Annotated in this window: 22 protein-coding genes and 1 pseudogene; all 23 read right to left on the bottom strand. The window is 57.9% G+C overall.

Annotated elements, in window-relative coordinates; genetic code table 11:
* Positions 1–2: 2 nt before the first annotated feature.
* Positions 3–1,259: a type II toxin-antitoxin system HipA family toxin gene (locus GN234_RS18520; RefSeq protein ID WP_116833802.1), complete on the bottom strand. Its 1,257-nt coding sequence runs from the start codon at positions 1,257–1,259 to the stop codon at positions 3–5.
* Positions 1,252–1,713: a helix-turn-helix domain-containing protein gene (locus GN234_RS18515; protein ID WP_109752823.1), complete on the bottom strand. Its 462-nt coding sequence runs from the start codon at positions 1,711–1,713 to the stop codon at positions 1,252–1,254. Before GN234_RS18515 ends, GN234_RS18520 begins: the two co-directional genes overlap by 8 nt.
* Before the next feature lie 320 nt (positions 1,714–2,033).
* The gene (gene glmS, locus GN234_RS18510; protein WP_109752824.1) at positions 2,034–3,866 is read right to left on the bottom strand and encodes a glutamine--fructose-6-phosphate transaminase (isomerizing); all 1,833 of its coding nucleotides are present in this window, start codon (positions 3,864–3,866) and stop codon (positions 2,034–2,036) included.
* A gap of 1 nt (position 3,867) precedes the next feature.
* Complete coding sequence (locus GN234_RS18505; RefSeq protein WP_106274775.1) at positions 3,868–4,644, bottom strand: DeoR/GlpR family DNA-binding transcription regulator; 777 nt, start codon at positions 4,642–4,644, stop codon at positions 3,868–3,870.
* A gap of 223 nt (positions 4,645–4,867) precedes the next feature.
* Positions 4,868–6,220 (bottom strand): annotated as a pseudogene (gene glmU, locus GN234_RS18500) (bifunctional UDP-N-acetylglucosamine diphosphorylase/glucosamine-1-phosphate N-acetyltransferase GlmU); the annotation flags it as partial.
* A 116-nt stretch (positions 6,221–6,336) separates the two neighbouring features.
* Positions 6,337–6,762 carry a F0F1 ATP synthase subunit epsilon gene (locus GN234_RS18495; protein ID WP_058438442.1) on the bottom strand — a complete coding sequence of 142 codons (426 nt, stop codon included), beginning with the start codon at positions 6,760–6,762 and terminating at the stop codon, positions 6,337–6,339.
* Positions 6,763–6,807: 45 nt separating this feature from the next.
* Positions 6,808–8,184, bottom strand: coding sequence for a F0F1 ATP synthase subunit beta (gene atpD, locus GN234_RS18490; protein ID WP_003187186.1), 1,377 nt, complete (start codon positions 8,182–8,184; stop codon positions 6,808–6,810).
* A gap of 27 nt (positions 8,185–8,211) precedes the next feature.
* Positions 8,212–9,072: a F0F1 ATP synthase subunit gamma gene (gene atpG, locus GN234_RS18485; protein ID WP_072397487.1), complete on the bottom strand. Its 861-nt coding sequence runs from the start codon at positions 9,070–9,072 to the stop codon at positions 8,212–8,214.
* 50 nt (positions 9,073–9,122) lie between these two features.
* On the bottom strand, positions 9,123–10,667 hold the full coding sequence (atpA, locus tag GN234_RS18480; RefSeq protein WP_053126819.1) for a F0F1 ATP synthase subunit alpha: 1,545 nt from the start codon (positions 10,665–10,667) through the stop codon (positions 9,123–9,125).
* A gap of 21 nt (positions 10,668–10,688) precedes the next feature.
* The gene (locus tag GN234_RS18475; protein ID WP_003187192.1) at positions 10,689–11,225 is read right to left on the bottom strand and encodes a F0F1 ATP synthase subunit delta; all 537 of its coding nucleotides are present in this window, start codon (positions 11,223–11,225) and stop codon (positions 10,689–10,691) included.
* 12 nt (positions 11,226–11,237) lie between these two features.
* Positions 11,238–11,708: a F0F1 ATP synthase subunit B gene (locus tag GN234_RS18470; RefSeq protein ID WP_047230097.1), complete on the bottom strand. Its 471-nt coding sequence runs from the start codon at positions 11,706–11,708 to the stop codon at positions 11,238–11,240.
* 58 nt (positions 11,709–11,766) lie between these two features.
* The gene (atpE, locus tag GN234_RS18465; RefSeq protein ID WP_003097235.1) at positions 11,767–12,024 is read right to left on the bottom strand and encodes a F0F1 ATP synthase subunit C; all 258 of its coding nucleotides are present in this window, start codon (positions 12,022–12,024) and stop codon (positions 11,767–11,769) included.
* Between the two features lie 131 nt (positions 12,025–12,155).
* The gene (gene atpB / locus GN234_RS18460) at positions 12,156–13,025 is read right to left on the bottom strand and encodes a F0F1 ATP synthase subunit A (RefSeq protein WP_003187195.1); all 870 of its coding nucleotides are present in this window, start codon (positions 13,023–13,025) and stop codon (positions 12,156–12,158) included.
* Between the two features lie 16 nt (positions 13,026–13,041).
* Positions 13,042–13,449, bottom strand: a complete 408-nt coding sequence (locus GN234_RS18455; RefSeq protein ID WP_109752826.1) for a F0F1 ATP synthase subunit I — start codon at positions 13,447–13,449, stop codon at positions 13,042–13,044.
* Between the two features lie 148 nt (positions 13,450–13,597).
* On the bottom strand, positions 13,598–14,470 hold the full coding sequence (locus tag GN234_RS18450; RefSeq protein ID WP_060739912.1) for a ParB/RepB/Spo0J family partition protein: 873 nt from the start codon (positions 14,468–14,470) through the stop codon (positions 13,598–13,600).
* Between the two features lie 9 nt (positions 14,471–14,479).
* Positions 14,480–15,277, bottom strand: coding sequence for a ParA family protein (locus GN234_RS18445; protein WP_003187199.1), 798 nt, complete (start codon positions 15,275–15,277; stop codon positions 14,480–14,482).
* A gap of 18 nt (positions 15,278–15,295) precedes the next feature.
* Positions 15,296–15,931 carry a 16S rRNA (guanine(527)-N(7))-methyltransferase RsmG gene (rsmG, locus tag GN234_RS18440; protein WP_176689604.1) on the bottom strand — a complete coding sequence of 212 codons (636 nt, stop codon included), beginning with the start codon at positions 15,929–15,931 and terminating at the stop codon, positions 15,296–15,298.
* Positions 15,932–15,936: 5 nt separating this feature from the next.
* Entirely contained in the window at positions 15,937–17,835 is a 1,899-nt protein-coding gene (gene mnmG, locus GN234_RS18435; RefSeq protein ID WP_176688878.1) for a tRNA uridine-5-carboxymethylaminomethyl(34) synthesis enzyme MnmG, read from the bottom strand.
* A gap of 564 nt (positions 17,836–18,399) precedes the next feature.
* On the bottom strand, positions 18,400–19,770 hold the full coding sequence (gene mnmE, locus GN234_RS18430) for a tRNA uridine-5-carboxymethylaminomethyl(34) synthesis GTPase MnmE (RefSeq protein WP_116833806.1): 1,371 nt from the start codon (positions 19,768–19,770) through the stop codon (positions 18,400–18,402).
* Positions 19,771–19,849: 79 nt separating this feature from the next.
* The gene (gene yidC / locus GN234_RS18425; protein WP_109752830.1) at positions 19,850–21,532 is read right to left on the bottom strand and encodes a membrane protein insertase YidC; all 1,683 of its coding nucleotides are present in this window, start codon (positions 21,530–21,532) and stop codon (positions 19,850–19,852) included.
* 2 nt (positions 21,533–21,534) lie between these two features.
* Positions 21,535–21,780, bottom strand: coding sequence for a membrane protein insertion efficiency factor YidD (gene yidD, locus GN234_RS18420; RefSeq protein WP_010465488.1), 246 nt, complete (start codon positions 21,778–21,780; stop codon positions 21,535–21,537).
* Positions 21,773–22,174, bottom strand: a complete 402-nt coding sequence (rnpA, locus tag GN234_RS18415) for a ribonuclease P protein component (protein WP_003207107.1) — start codon at positions 22,172–22,174, stop codon at positions 21,773–21,775. The genes yidD and rnpA overlap by 8 nt, the downstream gene beginning before the upstream one ends.
* Positions 22,175–22,190: 16 nt before the next feature.
* Positions 22,191–22,325, bottom strand: a complete 135-nt coding sequence (gene rpmH, locus GN234_RS18410; protein WP_003213577.1) for a 50S ribosomal protein L34 — start codon at positions 22,323–22,325, stop codon at positions 22,191–22,193.
* Positions 22,326–22,847 lie beyond the last annotated feature (522 nt).

Genomic DNA, 22,847 nt, shown 5'->3' with positions numbered 1-22,847 from the left:
GCTTAGCGGGCAAGCGCAAATGCTGGCGCCATCCGCTCCTGCTCATTAGAGGAAATTCCCAGATAGCGCGCGACCCTGGGCCATTTTCTGACGACCCCCTGGAATCGCTCGATGGTTTGTCTGGCATCGTCAGCAGACACGCGGAAGTAGCCGGCCACGCTCATTGCCAAATCAAGGTCTATGGCGTTATCTGCCTCTGAAACGTTGAGCCTCAAGCCAGTGTCGCCAGGGACAGGGTTCATGTCATATGCAGGCGAAAGACGCCAACCGCGCCCTGGCACTAATAGGAAGCCATGGTTTCGTAGATGATCGTCAGTATTCGAAACCAGCATGTTGAAGACTATTCTTCGCCAAAGCTCGCGAAGATCTGCTTCGGGTGCGGCACCCGCCCTTATCAATACCTCTGCAATCTCCAGATAGCTTGCCCCTGTCTCATGCCCATCACCATCCTGGTGCTCCGTCAGAGTCATCGCTGAAGCAAAGTGAAGTCGCCCACCCTCTGCTGTTCTGTCAAAACGCTTAACCATGAAACAGTGGTGATCACTTGCGTATCGTTGCGCTCTTCCTTCGGCAACATATAGCTCACAGCCTTGGGCCAATGTGTTGACGACCATCTCCCAAGCGCCTACATCGTGGGTATCTCTATTACTGGGGAACTTTCCTATCCAGAGAGCGTGATCGTCATCTACTACGCTTGCCTTGGGCCTCGCTCCACCCAGAGAGCCACCTGGGGCAATGAGCATTCGAATCCAGTCCTGACCCTGAGCCCCCCAATCCTCTCCAGCTTCAAATCGACGCGAAGCCTCTTCAAGCTCACGCATGCGGGCCATGGGTGGGGCGGCTTGCTCCACATGGTCATCAAGGAACTCTCCCTCTTCCTCGACTTTGAAACGCAGTCCCCCTACCCGGTAGACGTCGTGGACACCGATGAGGTAGTCCGAGTCAAATAGCCGTGCGTCCTGCGGTACAACTCCTGCTCTTTTATCCCGCTCCAAGCGACGATCCATCAGCAGTCGCCCCCATCGATCAGGTGAGGAGTCCGATACGCACCCAAAGCAATTTCTCGCTGGATATTGCCGTCCTTCGTAAGGCTGAATCCGAGGGTCGATGGCGATTTGAGTGTGGATGGTTTGAAGAACAGCCCGCGCGTATTCAAATTCCATACGCTCGGATCCTGCCAATCTGCGGGAATGAAGGGTCCCAAGCAGTACCGGTGCTGTTTCATCCCAGTCTGCGTAGACGAAAATCCTTTCAGGCATCGTCGTCCCCTAAAAGTTTCTTGGCCAGTTCAGAGCTTGTCTGGCTCCGACTGTCAGCGGCTGGCGATGTAGAAATATTCTCTTTCGCTGAAACGCTGACCAGGTTGTTCCAATGAAACTCACTGGGCAGCCGTACTTTTGGCTTGATGTGCTCGACCGCAGAGCGCCCTTTCAACTCAGCATCTTGCAGATCACGGCCTAACTCATCTGTGCGTGCGAGCAATTCGAGGTCCTTCTCCAACCCCAAGGCTACTAGCACTGAAACGTAGGCGCCGATGGTCACAGCGGGGCTGCCACTCTCCAGCGCTCTCAACGTGGGGGCGCTCATGCCTGCCCGCGCCGCCATTTGCGCCGCCGTTATCTTACGGCGCTTACGAGCCAGCTCAATGCGTTCACCAAACTGGCGCAGGAGCCGCTCGGCTGACGGCATGAGGGGTGCGGTTTTTTTAGGCATGGCTGTATTTTTTCAATTTCTGCAGGAATTTGAAAAAATACTAGCATACATCTCCCCAACATCTGCTCGGAAGGGCAACTTATGAAAGTATTTCTTCAAAAAATCGCGCTAAATAAAAAAATACTTTGTATAGAGACTGTGCTTGCTAAATCGAAGGGATCAGCCCAGACGTTACTGGCCTGACGGCTAAGGCGACGGCAGGAGTAACACGCAGCGGCGTGGTTACCCCAGGCTCGACAGTACGGAGTGTCTGGTTTGATGATCGGGTTTAGCAGCGCTAAACCCGAAAGGACTTATTACTTGGAATCAGCAGGGACGACTCACTCCACCGTCACAGACTTCGCCAAATTCCGCGGCTGGTCCACATCCGTGCCCTTGAGCACAGCGACGTAGTACGACAGCAGTTGCAGCGGGATGGTGTAGAGGATTGGCGACAGGATGTCGTGGATGTGTGGCATGTGCACCACGTGGGTACCTTCGCCATTGGTCATGCCGGCCTTTTCGTCAGCAAAGACAATCAACTGGCCGCCGCGGGCGCGGACTTCCTGCAGGTTGGACTTGAGCTTTTCCAGCAGCTCGTTATTCGGCGCGACGGTGACGACGGGCATGTCGTTATCCACAAGCGCCAGCGGACCGTGCTTGAGCTCGCCGGCCGGGTAGGCCTCGGCGTGAATGTAGGAGATTTCCTTGAGCTTCAAGGCCCCTTCCATCGCCACCGGGAATTGCGCGCCACGGCCGAGGAACAGGGTGTGGTTCTTCTCGGCGAACAGCTCGGCGATTTTTTCCACGGTGCTGTCCATGGCCAAGGCTTCGCCCAGGCGGGCAGGCAGGCGACGCAGTTCTTCCACCAGCTTGGCCTCGACGCCTTCACCCAGGGTGCCGCGAACCTGGCCCAAGGACAGGGTCAGCAACAGCAGGCCCACCAGTTGCGTGGTGAACGCCTTGGTCGACGCCACACCGATTTCACGACCGGCCTGGGTCAGCAGGGTCAGGTCGGACTCGCGCACCAGCGAGCTGATGCCGACGTTGCAGATCGCCAGGCTGGCGAGGAACCCCAGTTCCTTGGCATTGCGCAGGGCGGCCAGGGTGTCGGCGGTTTCGCCGGACTGGGAAATGGTGACGAACAGCGAATCGGGCTGCACCACCACTTTGCGATAGCGGAACTCGCTGGCGACTTCGACCTGGCACGGGATACCCGCCAGTTCTTCCAGCCAGTAACGGGCGACCATGCCGGCGTGATAACTGGTGCCGCAGGCCACGATCTGCACGTTGCGGACCTTGGCGAACAACTCCGCCGCCTGTGGACCGAATGCCTGGACCAGGACCTGGCTCTGGCTCATGCGGCCTTCCAGGGTGCGTTGCACCACAGCCGGTTGTTCGTGGATTTCCTTGAGCATGAAGTGGCGGAACTCGCCTTTGTCGGCAGCTTCGGCACCGTCGCGGTATTGGACAGTCTCACGTTCCACGCTTTTGCCGGCCAGATCCCAGATCTGCACGCTGTCGCGGCGTATTTCGGCGATGTCGCCTTCTTCCAGGTACATGAAGCGATCGGTGACCTGGCGCAGCGCCAACTGATCGGAGGCCAGGAAGTTTTCCCCCAGGCCCAGGCCGATAACCAAAGGGCTGCCGCTGCGGGCCGCCACCAGGCGATCGGGTTGTTTCGCGCTGATGACCGCCAGGCCATAGGCACCGTGCAGTTCCTTGACGGTGGCCTTGAGGGCCACAGTCAGGTCCACCAGATCCTTGAGCTTGTGATTGAGCAAGTGAGCGATGACTTCAGTGTCGGTGTCCGAGCTGAACACATAGCCGAGCGCCTTGAGCTGTTCACGCAAAGCTTCGTGGTTTTCGATGATGCCGTTGTGCACCACCGCCAGGTCGCCGGAAAAGTGCGGGTGAGCGTTACGCTCGCATGGCGCGCCATGGGTGGCCCAGCGAGTGTGGGCAACGCCAAGGCGACCGATCAGCGGTTCGGCCTCCAGGGCCTGTTCCAGCTCGCTGACCTTGCCTGGGCGACGCATGCGCTCGAGCTTCTCGTCGTTGGTGAACACCGCTACACCGGCGCTGTCGTAGCCGCGGTATTCCAGGCGCTTGAGGCCCTCGAGCAAGATTGCAGTGATGTTGCGTTCAGCAACGGCGCCGACAATTCCACACATGCTATTTCTCCTGGCTGACAGGCGCGCAGATCAAGGTGATGCCGCGGGCCTGAATCTGATCGCGGGCCTCTACGGGCAGGCGATCATCGGTAATAAGGGTATGGACGCTGCTCCACGGCAGCTCCAGGTTGGGAATCTTGCGGCCGATCTTGTCGGCCTCCACCATCACGATCACTTCGCGGGCCACCTCAGCCATCACGCGGCTCAGGCCCAGCAGTTCGTTGAAGGTGGTGGTACCTCGAACCAGATCGATGCCGTCGGCGCCGATGAACAGCTGGTCGAAATCGTAGGAACGCAGGACCTGCTCGGCCACTTGGCCCTGGAACGACTCGGAGTGAGGGTCCCAAGTGCCGCCGGTCATCAACAGCACCGGCTCATGCTCCAATTCGCTCAAGGCATTGGCGACATGCAGGGAATTGGTCATCACCACCAAGCCTGGCTGTTGGCCGAGTTGAGGAATCATGGCCGCCGTAGTGCTGCCGCTGTCGATGATGATGCGCGCATGTTCGCGGATCCGCTTCACAGCGGCCCGGGCAATGGCGAGTTTGTACTTGGAGACGGTCTGCCCGTTATCGGCCACCAATTCCTGCGGCATTGGCACCGCGCCACCGTAGCGCCGCAGCAGCAGGCCGTTGGTTTCCAGGGCGGCGAGGTCCTTGCGAATCGTAACTTCCGAGGTTTCGAAGCGCTTGGCCAGTTCATCCACACTGACCTCACCCTGCTCCTGGAGCAAGGCAAGGATGTTGTGCCGGCGTTGTGGCGTGTTGCGTTTCGACATGGCGGGATAAGTTTCGATTCGAAAGATAACGTAAGCAATCAAAACCTATTGGAGCGATATCGTCAAGGCGCAACAAGAAAAATTCAGAAATATCCTAATGAAATGTGGGGAGCGAGCCTGCTCGCGAAGCGGTGAGTCAGCCAATACTGCTCTTCTGACCCACCGCTTCGCGAGCAGGCTCGCTCCCACAGGGGAATGTGGATAACTTCAGGGTTTCTTGATTTTTTTCTGGTCGCTTCCAACCATCGATATTGCGCTGGCGAGCGCGTCCAACCGCCAATTGAGCGTTATCCACATTCTGCGTGATGGTTGAACCGGCCGCCGTGGTCGCACCGCTGGAGATATCCACAGGCGCGACCAAGGAGTTGTTCGAGCCGATGAACACGTCTTCGCCCAATACGGTTTTCCACTTGTTGGCGCCATCGTAATTGCAGGTGATGGTGCCGGCGCCAATGTTGGTGCGGGCGCCGACTTCAGCGTCACCGAGGTAGGTCAGGTGCCCGGCCTTGGCGCCTTCGCCCAGGTGAGCATTCTTGAGTTCGACGAAGTTACCCACATGGGCACGGGCCTCCAGCACAGAGCCTGGCCGCAGGCGGGCAAACGGGCCGGCGTCGCTGCCTTCGCCCATGATCGCACCGTCGATATGACTGTTGGCCTTGATCACCACGCCTTTGCGCAAGGTGCTGTCCTTGATCACACAGTTCGGGCCGATCACCACGTCGTCTTCGATGACGACCTTGCCTTCGAGGATGACGTTGATATCGATGACCACGTCGCGACCCACGCTGACGTCACCGCGCACATCGAAGCGGGACGGATCGCGCAGGGTCACGCCTTGGGCCATCAGCCGGCGGGCGGCGCGCAATTGATAGTGGCGCTCCAGCTCGGCCAGTTGCCGGCGATCGTTGGCGCCCTGCACTTCCATGGCGTCCAGCGGCTGCTCGGTGGCGACGACCATGCCGTCAGCAACGGCCATGGCGATCACATCGGTCAGGTAGTACTCGCCCTGGGCGTTGTTGTTCGACAGACGACTCATCCAGTCGCCCAGGCGCTCGGCCGGCACGGCAAGAATCCCGGTATTGCCCTCGGTGATCGCGCGCTGGGCTTCGTTGGCGTCCTTTTGCTCGACAATCGCCGTCACATGGCCGTCGGCGTTACGCACAATGCGGCCGTAACCGGTGGGGTCATCCAACTCGACAGTCAGCAGGCCCAGCTGCTGTGGCGCGACATGCTTGAGCAGGCGCTGCAAGGTCTCGACTTCGATCAGCGGCACATCGCCGTAGAGAATCAGCACCGTATCGGCCGTGATGAACGGCACGGCCTGGGCCACGGCATGGCCGGTACCGAGTTGTTTGTCCTGCAGGACGAAATTCAGGTCATCCGCCGCCAGGCGTTCGCGTACCGCATCGGCACCGTGGCCGATCACCACGTGAATGCGCTGTGGATCAAGTTGCCGCGCGCTGTGGATAACATGGCCGAGCATGGAATTGCCGGCTACCGGGTGCAATACCTTGGGCAGCGCCGAACGCATGCGGGTGCCTTGACCTGCCGCGAGGATAACGATTTCGAGAGACATGACTGGCTACCAATCCTGGGTGGTCAGCGGCTGCGACCAGATGATGAGTGTCGGGAAAATGAAAAAAGGGTAGCCGAGGCTACCCTTTTTAATCAATCGCACAGAAAGCAGACGGCTTAGCCGCCGAACTTCTTGCGGATCTGCTGGACGGTGCGCAGCTGGGCTGCGGCCTCGGCCAGACGTGCAGCAGCAGAACCGTAGTCGAAGTCTGCGCCTTTTTCGTTCAGGGCCTTCTCGGCAGCCTTGACGGCTTCCTGAGCGGAGGCTTCGTCCAGGTCGGCAGCACGTTGCACGGTGTCGGCAAGGACCTTGACCATGTTCGGCTGAACCTCGAGGAAACCACCGGAGATGTAGAACACCTCGGTTTCCCCGCCCTGCTTGATCAAGCGGATCGGACCCGGTTTCAGATTAGTGATCAGCGGTGCGTGACCCAGAGCGATACCAAGATCACCCAGCTCACCATGCGCAACCACCATCTCGACCAGACCGGAGAAGATTTCCCCTTCCGCACTGACGATATCGCAATGGACTGTCATAGCCATCTGATTGCCTCAACCTAAATTAGCGCCCGTTGCCGGGCGCCGGGATTACAGTTTCTTGGCTTTCTCGATCGCTTCTTCGATGCCGCCGACCATGTAGAACGCTTGTTCTGGCAGGTGGTCGTAGTCACCGTTGAGGATGCCTTTGAAGCCAGCAATGGTGTCTTTCAGGGAAACGTATTTACCCGAGGCACCGGTGAAGACTTCAGCCACGAAGAACGGCTGCGACAAGAAGCGCTGGATCTTACGAGCACGGTTTACCAACTGCTTGTCGGCTTCCGAGAGCTCGTCCATACCCAGGATCGCGATGATGTCCTTCAGTTCCTTGTAACGCTGCAGCACGTACTGAACGCCGCGAGCGGTGTCGTAGTGCTCCTGGCCGATCACGTTCGGGTCCAGCTGGCGCGAAGTCGAGTCCAGTGGGTCAACCGCTGGGTAGATACCCAGGGAAGCGATGTCACGGGACAGAACGACGGTGGCGTCCAAGTGGGCGAAGGTGGTCGCTGGCGACGGGTCGGTCAAGTCGTCCGCTGGTACGTATACCGCTTGGATCGAGGTGATCGAGCCTTGCTTGGTCGAAGTGATGCGTTCTTGCAGCACGCCCATCTCTTCAGCCAGGGTCGGTTGGTAACCTACTGCCGAAGGCATACGGCCCAGCAGTGCGGATACTTCGGTACCGGCCAGGGTGTAACGGTAGATGTTGTCGACGAACAGCAGAACGTCGTTACCTTCGTCACGGAACTTCTCGGCCATGGTCAGGCCGGTCAGGGCTACGCGCAGACGGTTTCCCGGCGGCTCGTTCATCTGGCCGTAGACCAGTGCCACTTTGTCCAGAACGTTGGAATCCTTCATCTCGTGGTAGAAGTCGTTACCCTCACGAGTACGCTCACCCACACCAGCGAACACGGAATAACCGCTGTGCTCGATGGCGATGTTACGGATCAGTTCCATCATGTTTACGGTCTTGCCTACACCGGCACCACCGAACAGACCGACTTTACCGCCCTTGGCGAACGGGCAAACCAGGTCGATAACCTTGATGCCGGTTTCCAGCAGCTCGTTGCCACCTGCCTGCTCAGCGAAGGTTGGCGCAGGACGGTGAATGCCCCAGCGCTCTTCGGTGTCGATCGGGCCAGCTTCGTCGATCGGGTTGCCCAGTACGTCCATGATCCGGCCCAGGGTCGCTTTACCGACCGGTACGGAGATGGCTGCGCCAGTGTTGTTGACGTCCAGACCGCGCTTCAAGCCCTCGGTGGAGCCCATCGCAATGGTACGAACCACACCGTCGCCCAGCTGCTGCTGAACTTCCAGGGTGGTTTCGGCGCCTTGAACCTTCAAGGCGTCGTAGATGCTCGGTACGCTGTCGCGTGGAAATTCCACGTCGATAACGGCGCCGATGATTTGAACGATACGTCCGCTACTCATAGCTGGATCCTCTGAATATTTGAACCGTTAAACCGCGGCAGCGCCGCCGACGATTTCCGAGATCTCTTGGGTGATCGCAGCCTGACGCGCCTTGTTGTAGATCAGCTGCAAATCGCTGATCAAATCACCGGCGTTGTCGGTAGCGTTCTTCATCGCGATCATCCGCGCCGCTTGTTCAGCTGCGTTGTTCTCGACCACCGCCTGGTAGACCTGCGACTCCACGTAGCGGACCATCAAGCCGTCGAGCAGCTCCTTGGCGTCCGGTTCGTAGAGATAGTCCCAGTGGTGCTTGAGTTCCTGTTCCGGGGTCGCCACCAGTGGAATCAACTGCTCCACGGTCGGCTGTTGCGTCATGGTGTTGATGAACTTGTTGGATACCACGGACAGGCGGTCGATCCGGCCTTCCAGGTAAGCATCCAGCATCACCTTGACGCTGCCGATCAGGTCATTGATCGACGGTTCTTCACCCAGGTGGCTGATAGCAGCGACGACGTTACCGCCGAAGTTACGGAAGAAAGCCGCACCCTTGCTACCGACCACGCACAGATCGATCTCGACGCCTTGTTCGCGGTTTACCGCCATGTCCTTGACCAGGGCCTTGAACAGGTTGGTGTTCAAGCCACCGCACAGACCACGGTCACTGCTCACCACAACGTAACCGACGCGCTTGATGGCGCGTTCGATCATGAACGGGTGGCGGTATTCCGGGTTGGCGTTGGCCAGATGACCAATCACCTGGCGGATGCGCTCCGCATAAGGACGGCTAGCAGCCATGCGCATTTGTGCCTTGCGCATTTTGCTGACCGCCACTTTTTCCATGGCGCTGGTAATCTTTTGCGTGCTTTTGATGCTCGCAATCTTACTGCGAATCTCTTTTGCGCCTGCCATGTAACACCTATCAGGTTAGCAAGCGGGAGCCTTGCGGCTCCCGCTGCGGCTTACCAGGTTTGGGTGGCCTTGAACTTCTCGATACCGGCTTTGAGGCCAGCGTCGATTTCGTCATTGAAGTCACCTTTAACGTTGATCTTGGCCATCAAATCGGCGTGATCGCGGTTGAAGAAAGCGATCAGCGCTTGTTCGAAGCTGCCGATCTTGGCGATTTCAATGTCAGTCAGGAACCCACGCTCAGCGGCATACAGCGACAGCGCCATGTCAGCGATCGACATTGGTGCGTATTGCTTCTGCTTCATCAGCTCGGTAACGCGCTGACCATGCTCAAGTTGCTTACGGGTCGCTTCGTCCAGGTCAGAAGCGAACTGGGCGAATGCCGCCAGTTCACGGTACTGGGCCAGGGCGGTACGGATACCACCGGACAGCTTCTTGATGATCTTGGTCTGAGCGGCACCACCCACACGGGATACCGAAACACCGGCGTTCACAGCAGGACGGATGCCCGAGTTGAACATGGCCGATTCCAGGAAGATCTGACCGTCGGTGATGGAAATCACGTTGGTCGGAACGAACGCGGAAACGTCGCCAGCCTGGGTTTCGATGATCGGCAGAGCGGTCAGGGAACCGGTCTTGCCAGTCACGGCGCCGTTGGTGAACTTCTCTACGTACTCTTCCGAAACGCGGGATGCGCGCTCCAGCAGACGGGAGTGGAGATAGAACACGTCGCCTGGGTAGGCTTCACGGCCTGGTGGACGGCGCAGCAGCAGGGAAATCTGGCGGTAGGCCACTGCTTGCTTGGACAGATCGTCATAGACGATCAGCGCGTCTTCACCGCGGTCGCGGAAGTATTCGCCCATGGTGCAACCGGAGTACGGTGCCAGGAATTGCAGCGCGGCCGATTCCGAAGCACTGGCAGCCACGATGATCGTGTTGGCCAGGGCGCCGTTCTCTTCCAGCTTGCGAACCACGTTGGCGATGGTCGATTGCTTCTGACCGATTGCCACGTAGACGCAGAAGATTCCGCTGTTTTTCTGGTTGATGATCGCGTCGATCGCCAGAGCAGTCTTACCGATCTGACGGTCACCGATGATCAGCTCACGCTGGCCACGGCCGACAGGGATCATGGCATCGACAGCCTTGTAGCCAGTCTGTACAGGCTGGTCTACCGACTTACGCCAGATCACGCCAGGAGCAACTTTCTCGACCGCATCGGTCTCGGTGTTGTTCAGCGGACCTTTGCCGTCAACAGGGTTACCCAGTGCGTCGACTACGCGACCCAGCAGTTCCTTACCAACCGGAACTTCGAGGATGCGGCCGGTGCACTTGGCGCTCATGCCTTCAGCCAGAGTCGTGTATGCGCCCAATACCACGGCACCTACAGAGTCTTGCTCCAGGTTGAGGGCCATACCGTAGACGCCGCCCGGAAACTCGATCATCTCGCCGTACATGACGTCGGCCAGACCGTGAATCCGCACGATGCCGTCAGATACGCTGACGACAGTGCCTTCGTTACGGGCTTGGGAGGTCACATCGAGTTTGTCGATGCGGCCCTTGATAATTTCACTTATTTCGGAAGGATTGAGTTGCTGCATTGCTCTGCTGCCCCTTCAAACTCAAGATTTCAATGCTTCGGCAAGTTTCGCGATTTTGCCGCGAATCGAGCCATCGATAACCAGGTCGCCGGCGCGGATGACAACGCCCCCAATCAGGGACTTGTCTTCCTCGACTTGCAGGCGCACTTCCCGGTTGAGTCGTGCACTGAGAACCTTGGCGAGTTTGTCTTGCTGTTCTTGGTTCAATGCGAAAGCACTGGTGACTTCCACGTCTACCGACTTCTCTTGCTCGGCCTTGTACAGGTCGAAAAGAGCGGCGATCTCCGGCAGAAGCGGGAGACGGTCGTTTTCGGCAACGACGTGAATGAAATTCTGTGCCTTGGCATCGAACTTGTCGCCGCACACGTCAATGAACGTGGCGGCCTTTTCTGCGCTCGTCAGTCGCGGGGCCTTGAGCACGCGCTGCATGGTGTCGTCTTGCGACACCGCTGCTGCCAGGCCGAGCATGGCTGACCAATTGGCCAGTTGCTGGTGGGCCTGAGCGTGCTCGAAGGCCGCCTTAGCGTAAGGTCGGGCCAACGTGGTCAGTTCTGCCATGATCGCCCTCGCTTAGATTTCAGCAGCCAGTTTGTTTACCAGCTCTGCGTGCGCGTTTTGATCGATTGTGGCACCCAGGATCTTCGAAGCACCGCCAACGGCCAGAGCACCCACTTGGGCACGCAGCGCGTCTTTGACACTGTTGAGTTCCTGTTCGATCTCGGCTTGAGCCTGAGCCTTCACACGGTCAGCTTCGACGCGAGCCTGTTCACGGGCTTCGTCGACAATCTGGGTACCGCGTTTCTTGGCTTGCTCGATGATTTCAGCTGCCTGAGCTTTCGCTTCGCGCAGTTGCTGACCCACTTTCTCATGGGCCAACTCCAGGTCGCGAGCTGCACGGCTGGCAGCGTCCAGACCATCAGCGATCTTCTTTTGACGTTCGTGCAATGCCGCAATGACCGGAGGCCATACGAACTTCATGCAGAACAGTACAAAAATCAGGAACGCAACGGACTGGCCAATCAGGGTCGCATTAATGTTCACGCCAACACCTCGCAGTTACGTTGTCCATCACACCAATCTACTCGAGACATCCGAGTAATTAGCCAGCGATTTGACCAACGAACGGGTTCGCAAAGGTGAAGAACAGAGCGATACCAACACCGATCATGGTCACGGCGTCGAGCAGACCAGCCACGATGAACATTTTTACTTGCAGCATTGGAACCATTTCTGGCTGACGCGCTGCGCCTTCCAGGAACTTGCCGCCCAGCAGGCCGAAACCAATTGCGGTACCCAGTGCGCCCAGGCCGATCAACAGTGCAACAGCGATAGCGGTTAGACCAACTACAGTTTCCATCTTTCCTCCCGACTTTTACGTCGTATGGTTTAGGTTTTTTAGATTAAAGCGGTAAAACAAATCGTTTCTCAGCCCGGTTCGGGCTCCTTCCCGTTTGACCGGGAAGGACATCAGACTAGTCGAGACTGGCCTTAATGGTTTTCTTCGTGCGCCATCGACAGGTAGACGATGGTCAGCATCATGAAGATGAACGCCTGCAGGGTGATGATCAGGATGTGGAACACAGCCCACGCCCATTGCAGGACTACACCCAGGCCGCTGAGCCACAGCAGGCCGCTGCCGAACATCACAGCGATCAGGATGAACACCAGTTCGCCGGCATACATGTTGCCGAACAGACGCAGTGCCAGAGAAATCGGTTTGGCGATCAGGGTCACGAATTCCAGCAGGAAGTTCACCGGGATCAGCAGGGCTTGAACCAGGATGTTCTTGCTGCCGAACGGGTGCAGGGTCAGTTCGCCGATGAAGCCGCCGATGCCCTTGACCTTGATGCTATAGAAAATGATCAGTGCGAAGACCGAGAACGCCATGCCCAGGGTCGCGTTCGGGTCGGTGGTCGACACGGCGCGGAATGGGATGTGGTGGTCGCCGGAGATCAGGATGGCCAGCTGAGGAATCCAGTCGACCGGTACCAGGTCGACGGCGTTCATCAGAAACACCCAGACGAAGATGGTCAGTGCCAGCGGTGCGATCACCGGGCTACGGCCATGGAAGCTGTCTTTCACGCTGCCATCGACGAATTCGACCAGTACTTCAACGAAGTTCTGCAGTGCGCCGGGCTGACCGGAGGTCGCTTTCTTTGCCGCCATGCGGAAAAGAAGAACGAAAATCAGGCCCAGTGCGACCGACCAGCCGAGGGTATCGACGTGGAAAGCCCAGAAGCCCATTTCCTTGGCTTCTGCTGCGGAGTGGGCAAAGCCCCAGCCGCCGTTGGGTAGCTGACCGAAGGTCAGGTTCTGCAAGTGGTGCTGGATATAGCCCGAAGCGGTTGTCTCTGCCATGGTTGCCTCAAACGCCCTAAGGTCTCGAAAGTCTTGTTCTCATTAGCAGGGGAGCGAACCAGCTAACCAGTTGGGTCAGCAAGAAGACACCGAATACAGCCAGTGGTGCCAATGGCTTCACACCTGCGAACGTCAGTGCAAACAGCACTGCCGTCAAAATCAGTTTCCCCGCCTCGCCGGCATAAAAAGACCGGACGATAGCCTGGGCTGCTCGGGCGCCGGAAAACCGAAATGCCCTGTGAGCGAAGTAAATATTGGGGAGCAAGGCTATCAGGCCTCCGCAAAGACCTGAGTATCCGGCGACGACTCCTTTCCATTGCCAGAGCGCCAATGCGGCGATCAGTACAACGATGAACTGAGTCATCAAAACCGGGAAAACTGCCAGACGATGGAACGGCAAGCGGTTTGGCGTGCGGGTTTCCATCGCTTTTGCTCTCCAAGGGTCGGCCGCCATAATTCAATAACTTGGCATAATTTGTGCCGACAAAATGCGCGCAGAGTATAGGGGCGGTTCTGCCCCTATTCAACTGTCAGGTAGTGATTTCCGACTGCGCGCTACAAGAGCAATTGTTTCAGCGAATGTGTGCAAGGACACCTTGCAGTTCATCGAGGGAGTTATAACCGATCACCAGTTGCCCTTTGCCCTTCTTGCCGTGGCGAATCTGCACCGCAGAGCCCAGGCGCTCGGCCAGGCGCTGTTCCAGACGAGCGATATCAGGATCGATTTTGGGGGCTTCGACGGGGGCCGGTTTACCGCTGAGCCACTGACGAACCAGTGCCTCGGTTTGGCGCACAGTCAGACCTCGTGCGACAACATGTCGCGCCCCTTCAACTTGTTGATTTTCCGGCAAACCGAGCAATGCCCGGGCATGACCCATTTCCAGGTCGCCATGGGACAGCATGGTCTTGATGACTTCCGGCAACGCAATCAGGCGCAGCAGGTTGGCCACGGTCACGCGGGACTTGCCCACCGCCTCGGCGACCTGTTGCTGGGTCAGCTGGAATTCCTGCTGCAAACGCTGCAGGGCCACGGCTTCCTCGATCGGGTTGAGGTCTTCACGCTGGATGTTCTCGATCAGCGCCATGGCAATGGCGGTTTCATCCGGCACATCGCGCACCATGGCCGGGATGGTTTCCTGGCCGGCCTGCTGGCTGGCGCGCCAACGGCGTTCACCGGCGATGATCTCGAAACGCCCATTGGCGATCGGACGGACCACGATCGGCTGCATCACGCCCTGGCTCTTGATCGACTGGGCCAGTTCTTCCAGCGCCTGCGGGTCCATGTCTCGGCGCGGCTGGTATTTGCCGCGTTGGATCAGGTCCAGGGGCAGATGCTGCAACTCGCGCTGATCGGCCTGGACGGCCTGTTCTTCCAGCGAGCTGACAGTCGGACCGCTGAGCAGTGCATCCAGTCCACGTCCGAGACCTCGTTTCTTGACGGCCATGGGGTTTCCTTAAGTTGGCTGGGCTGCAGCGGTGCGTGGGTTACGGCGCTGACGGCGAACCATCTCGCCCGCCAGGGCCAGGTAGGCCAGCGCACCACGGGATTGTTTGTCGTAGGCCAGGGCCGGCATGCCGTAGCTCGGCGCTTCGGCCAGGCGAATGTTACGCGGGATGACAGTGTCGTAGAGCTGCTCGCCGAAGTGTTCCTTGAGCTGGGCCGAAACGTCGTTCATCAGGCTCAGCCGTGGGTCGTACATGGTCCGCAGCAGGCCTTCGACTTTCAGTTCCGGGTTCAACAGTTCGGCGATGCGCTTGATGTTATCCACAAGGTCGCTCAGCCCTTCGAGGGCAAAGTATTCGCACTGCATGGGGATAATCACCCCATCAGCGGCCACCAGCGCGTTGAGGGTCAGCATCGACAGCGAAGGCGGGCAGTCGATCAGGATGTAGTCGTAGTTTTCCCGGATCGGCGCCAACGCGCTGCGCAGACGGCTTTCCTTCATCTGCATTTCCAGCAGGACCACTTCGGCCGCCGTCAAATCACGGTTGGCCGGCAGCAGTTGATAACCGCCGTGTTCGGAAAAATGCATGGCCTGACCCAGATCGCATTCACCGATCAGCACGTCGTAGATGGAGTTTTCCAGGCCATGTTTATCCACACCGCTACCCATGGTGGCGTTGCCCTGTGGATCGAGATCGATCAACAGCACCCGACGCTTGGTCGCGACCAGGGATGCTGCGAGGTTGATACAGGTGGTGGTCTTGCCCACACCACCCTTCTGGTTCGCTATCGCGAATACCTTAGCCATTCTTGCTTGTGTTCCCAATCATGCCGTGCGGCGCAGTATCAGCAGATGGCGTTGGCCTTGGCAACCGGGTACGGCCAAGGCGTGTTCGCTATCGAGGTGGAAGTCTGCCGGCAATGCTACCAGCTCATCGGCCGGATGAACGCCCTTCATTGCCAGCCAGCGCGTATCGGCATCGCCCAGGTGGCGAGTCCAGTTGCTGAAGTTCTCCATGCTGCTGAATGCCCGGGAGATGATCCCGTTGAATGGCTCTGCAGGCTGGAATGCTTCGACGCGGCTGTGGATAACTTGAAGGTTATCCAGTTTGAGTTCGAGTTTGACCTGGGTCAGGAAGCGGGTTTTCTTGCCGTTGCTGTCCAGGCAGGTCACTTGCGAGTCGGGAAACAGGATCGCCAACGGGATTCCCGGCATGCCACCGCCGCTGCCGACATCCAGCCAGCGACCGTTTTCGATGAAGGACATGACGCTGAGGCTGTCGAGCAAATGCCGCGAGACCATTTCATCCGGATCGCGCACGGCGGTCAGGTTGTAGGCCTTGTTCCATTTGATCAACAGCGCCAGATAGCCCAGCAGCTGCGCGTGCTGGGTTTCGGTCAGGCTGACGCCGAGTTGACGGGCACCTGTGGATAACTCTTCGGCATGTTGCGAGGTGACCATCGAACTCAAGCGCTTTGCTCCAACTGACGGCCCGCGCCGCGTTTTTTCAAATGAATCATCAACAGGGAAATCGCCGCCGGGGTCACACCGGGGATGCGCGAAGCCTGGCCCAGGGTCTCTGGACGGGTTGCGCCGAGCTTGCTCTGGATTTCTTTCGATAACCCGGAAATGCCCGTGTAATCGATATCCACAGGCAGTTTCGTGTCTTCGCTGGCGCGCAGACGGGCAATTTCATCCTGCTGGCGGTCGATGTAACCGGCGTATTTGGTCTTGATCTCGACCTGTTCAGCCACTTGCGGATCTTCCGCGCCCTGGCCGGTCACTTCCACCAACCCGGCGTAATCGATTTCCGGGCGGCTCAACAGGTTGAGCAGGTTGTATTCGTGGGTCAGCGGTGTGCCGAATTTCGTCGCAATGGCATCGCCCTGCTCGGTACCGGGGCGCACCCAGGTGCTTTTCAGACGCTGCTCTTCCAGCTCGATACTCTCGCGTTTCTTGCAGAACGCGGCCCAGCGCACGTCATCCACCAACCCCAACTCACGACCTTTCTCGGTCAGGCGCAGGTCGGCGTTGTCTTCACGCAGGATCAGGCGATATTCGGCACGGGAGGTGAACATCCGATACGGCTCCTGGGTACCCAGGGTAATCAGGTCGTCCACCAGCACCCCGATGTACGCTTCATCGCGGCGTGGGCACCAGCTGTCTTTGCCCTGGGCACGCAGCGCTGCGTTGGCACCGGCCAACAGCCCTTGGGCACCGGCCTCTTCGTAACCGGTGGTGCCGTTGATCTGCCCGGCGAAGAACAGACCGCCGATAGTTTTGGTTTCCAGGCTGTACTTCAAATCGCGCGGATCGAAGTAGTCGTACTCGATCGCATAACCCGGACGCACGATGTGCGCGTTCTCCATGCCCCGGATCGATTGCACGATCTGCAATTGCACGTCGAACGGCAGACTTGTGGATATCCCGTTCGGATACAGCTCATGGGTGGTCAAACCTTCCGGTTCGATGAACACCTGGTGGCTTTCCTTGTCGGCAAAGCGGTGGATCTTGTCTTCGATCGACGGGCAATAGCGCGGACCGACACCTTCGATTTCACCGGCAGCGGAATACATCGGCGAACGATCGAGGTTCGCCGCGATGATTTCGTGGGTGCGGGCGTTGGTGTGGGTGATCCAGCAACTGACTTGCCGTGGATGCTGTTCCTTGTTGCCCATGAACGACATCACCGGGATCGGCGTGTCGCCAGGCTGCTCGGTCATCACCGAGAAATCCACGGACTTGCCGTCGATGCGAGGTGGTGTACCGGTTTTCAGGCGCCCGACACGCAATGGCAACTCACGCAGACGGTGAGCCAGAGCAATCGACGGCGGATCACCGGCGCGACCGCCAGAAAAATTCTGCAAACCGATGTGGATAAGTCCGCCGAGGAAGGTCCCGGTAGTCAACACCACGGAGTCGGCGAAGAAACGCAGGCCCATTTGCGTGACGACACCGCGCACCTGGTCCTGCTCGACGATCAAGTCATCGGCCGCTTGTTGAAATATCCACAGGTTCGGCTGGTTTTCCAGGATTTCACGGACAGCAGCCTTGTACAGGACTCGGTCGGCCTGGGCGCGAGTAGCGCGCACGGCGGGGCCTTTGCGGCTGTTCAACACGCGAAACTGGATACCACCTTTATCGGTGGCCATGGCCATCGCACCGCCAAGGGCATCGATTTCCTTGACCAGGTGGCTTTTGCCGATCCCACCAATGGCAGGGTTGCAGCTCATGGCGCCAAGGGTTTCCACGTTATGCGTCAGCAACAGGGTCTTTGCCCCCATGCGTGCTGATGCAAGTGCTGCCTCGGTACCGGCATGACCGCCGCCGATGACGATCACTTCAAAACGGGAAGGGAAATCCACCACGCACCTCGTGCCTGCTTTATTCAGGTAATTCGGAATAGGTTTTGAGTCTGGCCCTGGGCGTTTTTCGAACCAGGTCGGCAAGTATAGGGACTTCGCCCTTTCTAAAGAACCCTTTGCACAAAATTTAACCAGCTGTGGAGAACTCGCGGTTAAAAAAATAAAAAAGAAAGAAATTTATAGAATCTTTGTTTTTATGTTTATTCTTACTGAGCTCACTATCTGTGGATAAGGTCTTATAAGCCTTTATTTTCAATGTGTACAAAGATTCAAAACCCTGTGGTCATGTGGCATTGAGGGGCTTGGATAACCGGTGTAAGCCTGTGGATGAATGGGCCTGTTATCCACAGAGGCGCTTATCTTCAGTTTTGAAGGGGGGTTATCAACCGACCTCAGTGGCAGTTATTCACAGGGCTTAATCCACAGAAAGCCGCCGTGATGGGCAGGCCGGTGCCCACAGGCAAGCCGCCATCAAGGGCAATCGTTCTAAAAAAGGAGAAGGAGCGACCGGGTTTGCGTTGGACTCGATAGGCTTCGAGGACAAACCCGGTTTGAAAGGTGGGGCTATTTACCGATGCAGAAGCTGGAAAAGATCCGCCCCAACAAGTCATCGGAACTGAAGGCGCCGGTAATTTCCCCAAGGGAGTGTTGTGCCTGGCGAAGGTCTTCGGCCAACAACTCTCCTGCCCCCGCCAAGGTCAACTGCGCGCGCCCGTGTTCCAGGGCGGCGCTGGCGTGGCGCAAGGCTTCAAGATGCCGCCGGCGGGCGCTGAAGCTGCTTTCCGATGTCTGCTCATAGCCCATGCACGCCTTGAGGTGCTCGCGCAGCAGTTCCAGGCCCTCGCCCGCCGATTTCGCGCTCAGGCTGATGGTCACATGGCCGTCGTTGCTGACCTCGAGAACAATCGCTTCCCCGGTCAGGTCGGCCTTGTTGCGAATCAACGTGACCTTTGCCGGATCCGGGCGGACTTCGAGGAATTCAGGCCATAAGGCAAATGGATCGTCCGCTTCCGGCGCGGTGGCGTCCACCACCAGCAATACCCGGTCGGCTTCACCAATGGCCTTCAGCGCCCGTTCAACGCCGATTTTTTCCACCTTGTCCTCGGTGTCGCGCAAACCTGCTGTATCCACAACGTGCAGTGGCATGCCATCGATGTGGATATGTTCACGCAGAATGTCCCGGGTGGTGCCGGCGATCTCGGTGACAATTGCTGCCTCGCGACCGGCCAGGGCGTTCAGCAGGCTGGATTTGCCAGCATTGGGCCGTCCGGCGATCACCACAGTCATCCCATCGCGCAACAAGGCGCCTTGCCCGGCTTCACGAAGCACTGTGGATAACTCATCGCGTACCTTATCGAGCAAGCTCAGCACGTGACCATCGGCGAGGAAGTCGATCTCCTCTTCCGGGAAATCGATTGCCGCCTCGACGTAGATCCGCAGGCCGATCAATTGTTCGGTGAGGTTATGCACACGCTGGGAAAACGCTCCTTGCAGGGAACGCAATGCGTTGCGGGCAGCCTGTGCAGAACTGGCTTCGATCAGATCGGCAATCGCCTCGGCCTGGGCCAGGTCGAGCTTGTCGTTGAGAAATGCCCGTTCGCTGAACTCCCCCGGCCGGGCCAGGCGACAGCCCAGTTCAAGGCAGCGCTTGAGCAGCATATCCAGCACGATGGGTCCGCCGTGTCCTTGCAACTCCAGCACATCTTCACCGGTAAACGAATTCGGTCCCGGGAAATACAACGCCAGCCCTTCGTCGAGCACCTGCTGGTCATCACTGAAAAACGGGCCGTAATGCGCAAACCGCGGCTTGAGTTCACGACCGCTGATAGCCTTGGCCGCGACACTGGCCAAGGGCCCCGAAATACGGACGATGCCGACACCGCCGCGACCTTGGGCGGTGGCAACGGCGGCGATGGTTTCACGCGGTGTGCTCATAAACCGGTATCCAGACAAAAGTGGCAGATAGCAAAACGCCCCACTAGGGGGCGTTTTGTGTGGTTATCCACAGAGCAAGTTACGCCTCGGCTTTTTTCGTAGCCGCTTCGATCTTACGCGTGATGTACCACTGCTGAGTAATGGACAGCACGTTGTTCACAACCCAGTACAGCACAAGACCTGCCGGGAACCACAGGAAGAAGAAGGTGAAGATGATTGGCATCATTTTCATGACCTTCGCCTGCATCGGGTCCGGAGGCGTTGGGTTCAACTGCTGCTGGATGAACATGGTCGCGCCCATGATGATCGGCAGGATGAAGAACGGATCCTTGATCGACAGGTCGGTAATCCACAGCATGAACGGTGCCTGACGCATCTCCACGCTTTCCAGCAGAACCCAGTACAGCGACAGGAACACCGGCATCTGTACAAGAATCGGCAAGCATCCACCCAGCGGGTTGATCTTCTCTTTCTTGTACAACTCCATCATGGCCTGGGACATTTTCTGCCGGTCATCGCCATGTTGTTCTTTCAGGGCAGCCAGTTTCGGGGCCACTGCTCGCATGCGCGCCATGGATTTGTAGCTGGCGGCCGACAATGGGAAGAAGATCCCCTTGATCAGCATGGTCAGGAAAATGATCGACCAGCCCCAGTTACCGACGATGCTGTGGATATGTTGCAGCAACCAGAAGATCGGCTGGGCAATGAACCACAGGAAACCGTAGTCCACAGTCAGTTCCAGGCCTGGGGACAACTCTTTCAGCACCGCCTGGCTTTTCGGACCGGCATACAGAATGGCGCTGGTTTCGGCTTTCGCACCTGGCGCGGCAGTCAATGTCGGGCCGGTGTAACCGATGATGAAGTTGCCTTTGCTGTCTTTACGCGTCTGGACGACGTTGCTTTCGCCCTTCTGCGGGATCCAGGCTGTTACAAAATAGTGCTGCAGCCAGGCAACCCAGCCACCTTGGACGGTTTCCTTGAGCTGGCCCTTGTCCATGTCCTTCATGGACACTTTCTTGTACGGCTCCGAACTTGTCCACAGGGCAGCGCCCAGGTAAGTCGCGGTACCGGTGGCGGTGCTGGAGGACGGATCGTCGCTGGCGTCACGCTTGAGTTGCGCGAACATCGCGCCAGACCAAGGCTGGGCGCTCTGGTTGTCGATCAGGTAGGAGACGGTTACGTCATACAGGCCACGTTTCAAGGTGAAACGCTTGATGTAGTTGACGCCATCCTTGCTGAACTTCAGGTCCACGACCAGTTGGTCCTGACCGTCAGCCAGTTGATAAGCCTTCTTCTCGGCGGAGTAGACCGGGCGACCGGCAGGGTTCGAATCCGGGCCATTGGTACCGATCAGGCCACTTTGGGCCAGGTAGGTCCGCTCGTTACCGTTGTCGAACAACTGGAACGGGATTTCCGGATGATCCTGGCGACGTGGGTACAGCGGCAGCTTCAGCTGGGCGACATCACCACCTTGTGGATCGATTGCCAGCTCGAGCACGTCCGTCTTGATCTGGATGAGATCTTTGCTTACGGCCACTGGGGCTTCGGCAGGAGCGCTGGTATCGCTTGCCGCGCGCGGGATGTCGTCATTGTTGGCGGCGTTGTTGCCAACAGGGGCATCCGGCAGGCTCGGTGCGGTATTGCTGGCTGCAACATTCTGAGTCGGCAAGGCAGCCTGGCCATAGTCCTGGTTCCATTTAAGGACCATGACGTAGGACACGATTGCCAGGGCGACGATCAGGATCGTGCGTTTGATATCCATGATTACTCGGCCATCGAAGAAGAACGGGAGGTAGGGATAGGCGGAACCGGGTCATAACCGCCGGGATTCCACGGATGACAGCGACCTAAACGACGAAAGGTCAGCCAGCCACCGCGCAGTAGGCCATGATTTTCTATGGCTTCGTACGCGTAGCAGGAACAACTGGGGTAGAAACGACAGTGACTAGCCATCAAAGGACTAATGGCATAGCGGTAAAACTGGATCGGAACGAGTGCCAGTTTACGCATCGGGACTGTCTACCCCTACAGTTTCGGTGTTGACTGCTGGTACTGGCTTGTTGCGTGCCAGACGCTTCCAGAGCTTGCCGAAATGCTGAATCAATTCGGGGTTTTCTACGTCACCCAAACCTTTGCGCGCGACGATAACAATGTCCCATCCAACCAGTGAATCCTGGTTCAGGCGAAACGATTCGCGCATCAGACGTTTGAGGCGATTGCGCTGAACGGAGAGCTTGACGCTCTTTTTCCCAATAACCAGCCCTAGTCGGGGGTGATCGAGATCGTTGCTGCGCGCAAGGAGCAGGAGATTTTTCCCCGGAACCTTGCCGGTAGGGGAGTCAAAGACTGCCTTGAAATGCCGGGGTGTAAGCAGACGCTTTTCCCGACTGAAGTCCTGACTCACCTCCAGTGCCGGATTATCAAACTGCCAGACGCGCACGACCTTTGGCGCGACGACGCGACAGGACGGCACGACCGTTCTTGGTAGCCATGCGAGCACGGAAACCGTGGGTACGAGCGCGTTTGATAGTGCTTGGTTGGAAAGTACGTTTCATGTCGTGTTACCTGGTTCGTCCACAACGGGCCGGAATGGCCCCCGTTTTAAGAGACCGGGGATTCTAGAGAAAGCAAGCCTCTAGGTCAATTTCCAACCAGCGTTTCCTTTAAATAGATATCCAGCCGCTTGGGCGGATTCATCACACCACGCTAGATATAGAAATAAAGAAGGGAATTATTTAAAGCTTTTCTGTAAAGCTTATAAAAGCAAGGCCGGCACCTAGCTGTGGATAACCATCCATAGCCCTTGTAATCCGCCATGTACAGGGAATGACAACTACAGGGGAAAACGGTGGCAAGCCTGTGCTGCACTGTCGGATAAGCTGTGCGTGGAATGGTCAGTTATCCACAGGGCGGTTATCCACCGACTTTCGCCCCCACTTGTGCAATGCCCTCAGGGGCGGTTATCCACAGAGCTTATCCACCGACCGCCTGTCGTCTTTTTCTGCGTTAAAGCATTGATAAATCATGCGCGATGGGCAACCTGCATGTGGATAAGTGGACGCCTGCTCGCTACAATG

The sequence above is a fragment of the Pseudomonas bijieensis genome (assembly GCF_013347965.1).
Lineage (GTDB): Bacteria > Pseudomonadota > Gammaproteobacteria > Pseudomonadales > Pseudomonadaceae > Aquipseudomonas > Aquipseudomonas bijieensis.
The sequence above is the reverse complement of the archived record's forward strand: the minus strand, read 5'-3'. Positions and strand labels throughout refer to the sequence as shown.

What these genes read in the sequence shown, in the direction of transcription:
- yidC (WP_109752830.1), bottom strand. Translation starts at nt 21,532, where the DNA reads ATGGATATCAAACGCACGATCCTGATCGTCGCCCTGGCAATCGTGTCC.
- atpA (WP_053126819.1), bottom strand. Translation starts at nt 10,667, where the DNA reads ATGCAGCAACTCAATCCTTCCGAAATAAGTGAAATTATCAAGGGCCGC.
- GN234_RS18515 (WP_109752823.1), bottom strand. Translation starts at nt 1,713, where the DNA reads ATGCCTAAAAAAACCGCACCCCTCATGCCGTCAGCCGAGCGGCTCCTG.
- GN234_RS18450 (WP_060739912.1), bottom strand. Translation starts at nt 14,470, where the DNA reads ATGGCCGTCAAGAAACGAGGTCTCGGACGTGGACTGGATGCACTGCTC.
- rpmH (WP_003213577.1), bottom strand. Translation starts at nt 22,325, where the DNA reads ATGAAACGTACTTTCCAACCAAGCACTATCAAACGCGCTCGTACCCAC.
- mnmE (WP_116833806.1), bottom strand. Translation starts at nt 19,770, where the DNA reads ATGAGCACACCGCGTGAAACCATCGCCGCCGTTGCCACCGCCCAAGGT.
- atpE (WP_003097235.1), bottom strand. Translation starts at nt 12,024, where the DNA reads ATGGAAACTGTAGTTGGTCTAACCGCTATCGCTGTTGCACTGTTGATC.
- atpD (WP_003187186.1), bottom strand. Translation starts at nt 8,184, where the DNA reads ATGAGTAGCGGACGTATCGTTCAAATCATCGGCGCCGTTATCGACGTG.
- GN234_RS18520 (WP_116833802.1), bottom strand. Translation starts at nt 1,259, where the DNA reads ATGCCTGAAAGGATTTTCGTCTACGCAGACTGGGATGAAACAGCACCG.
- GN234_RS18475 (WP_003187192.1), bottom strand. Translation starts at nt 11,225, where the DNA reads ATGGCAGAACTGACCACGTTGGCCCGACCTTACGCTAAGGCGGCCTTC.
- yidD (WP_010465488.1), bottom strand. Translation starts at nt 21,780, where the DNA reads ATGCGTAAACTGGCACTCGTTCCGATCCAGTTTTACCGCTATGCCATT.
- GN234_RS18445 (WP_003187199.1), bottom strand. Translation starts at nt 15,277, where the DNA reads ATGGCTAAGGTATTCGCGATAGCGAACCAGAAGGGTGGTGTGGGCAAG.
- glmS (WP_109752824.1), bottom strand. Translation starts at nt 3,866, where the DNA reads ATGTGTGGAATTGTCGGCGCCGTTGCTGAACGCAACATCACTGCAATC.
- atpG (WP_072397487.1), bottom strand. Translation starts at nt 9,072, where the DNA reads ATGGCAGGCGCAAAAGAGATTCGCAGTAAGATTGCGAGCATCAAAAGC.
- GN234_RS18495 (WP_058438442.1), bottom strand. Translation starts at nt 6,762, where the DNA reads ATGGCTATGACAGTCCATTGCGATATCGTCAGTGCGGAAGGGGAAATC.
- GN234_RS18455 (WP_109752826.1), bottom strand. Translation starts at nt 13,449, where the DNA reads ATGGAAACCCGCACGCCAAACCGCTTGCCGTTCCATCGTCTGGCAGTT.
- GN234_RS18505 (WP_106274775.1), bottom strand. Translation starts at nt 4,644, where the DNA reads ATGTCGAAACGCAACACGCCACAACGCCGGCACAACATCCTTGCCTTG.
- rsmG (WP_176689604.1), bottom strand. Translation starts at nt 15,931, where the DNA reads ATGGTCACCTCGCAACATGCCGAAGAGTTATCCACAGGTGCCCGTCAA.
- atpB (WP_003187195.1), bottom strand. Translation starts at nt 13,025, where the DNA reads ATGGCAGAGACAACCGCTTCGGGCTATATCCAGCACCACTTGCAGAAC.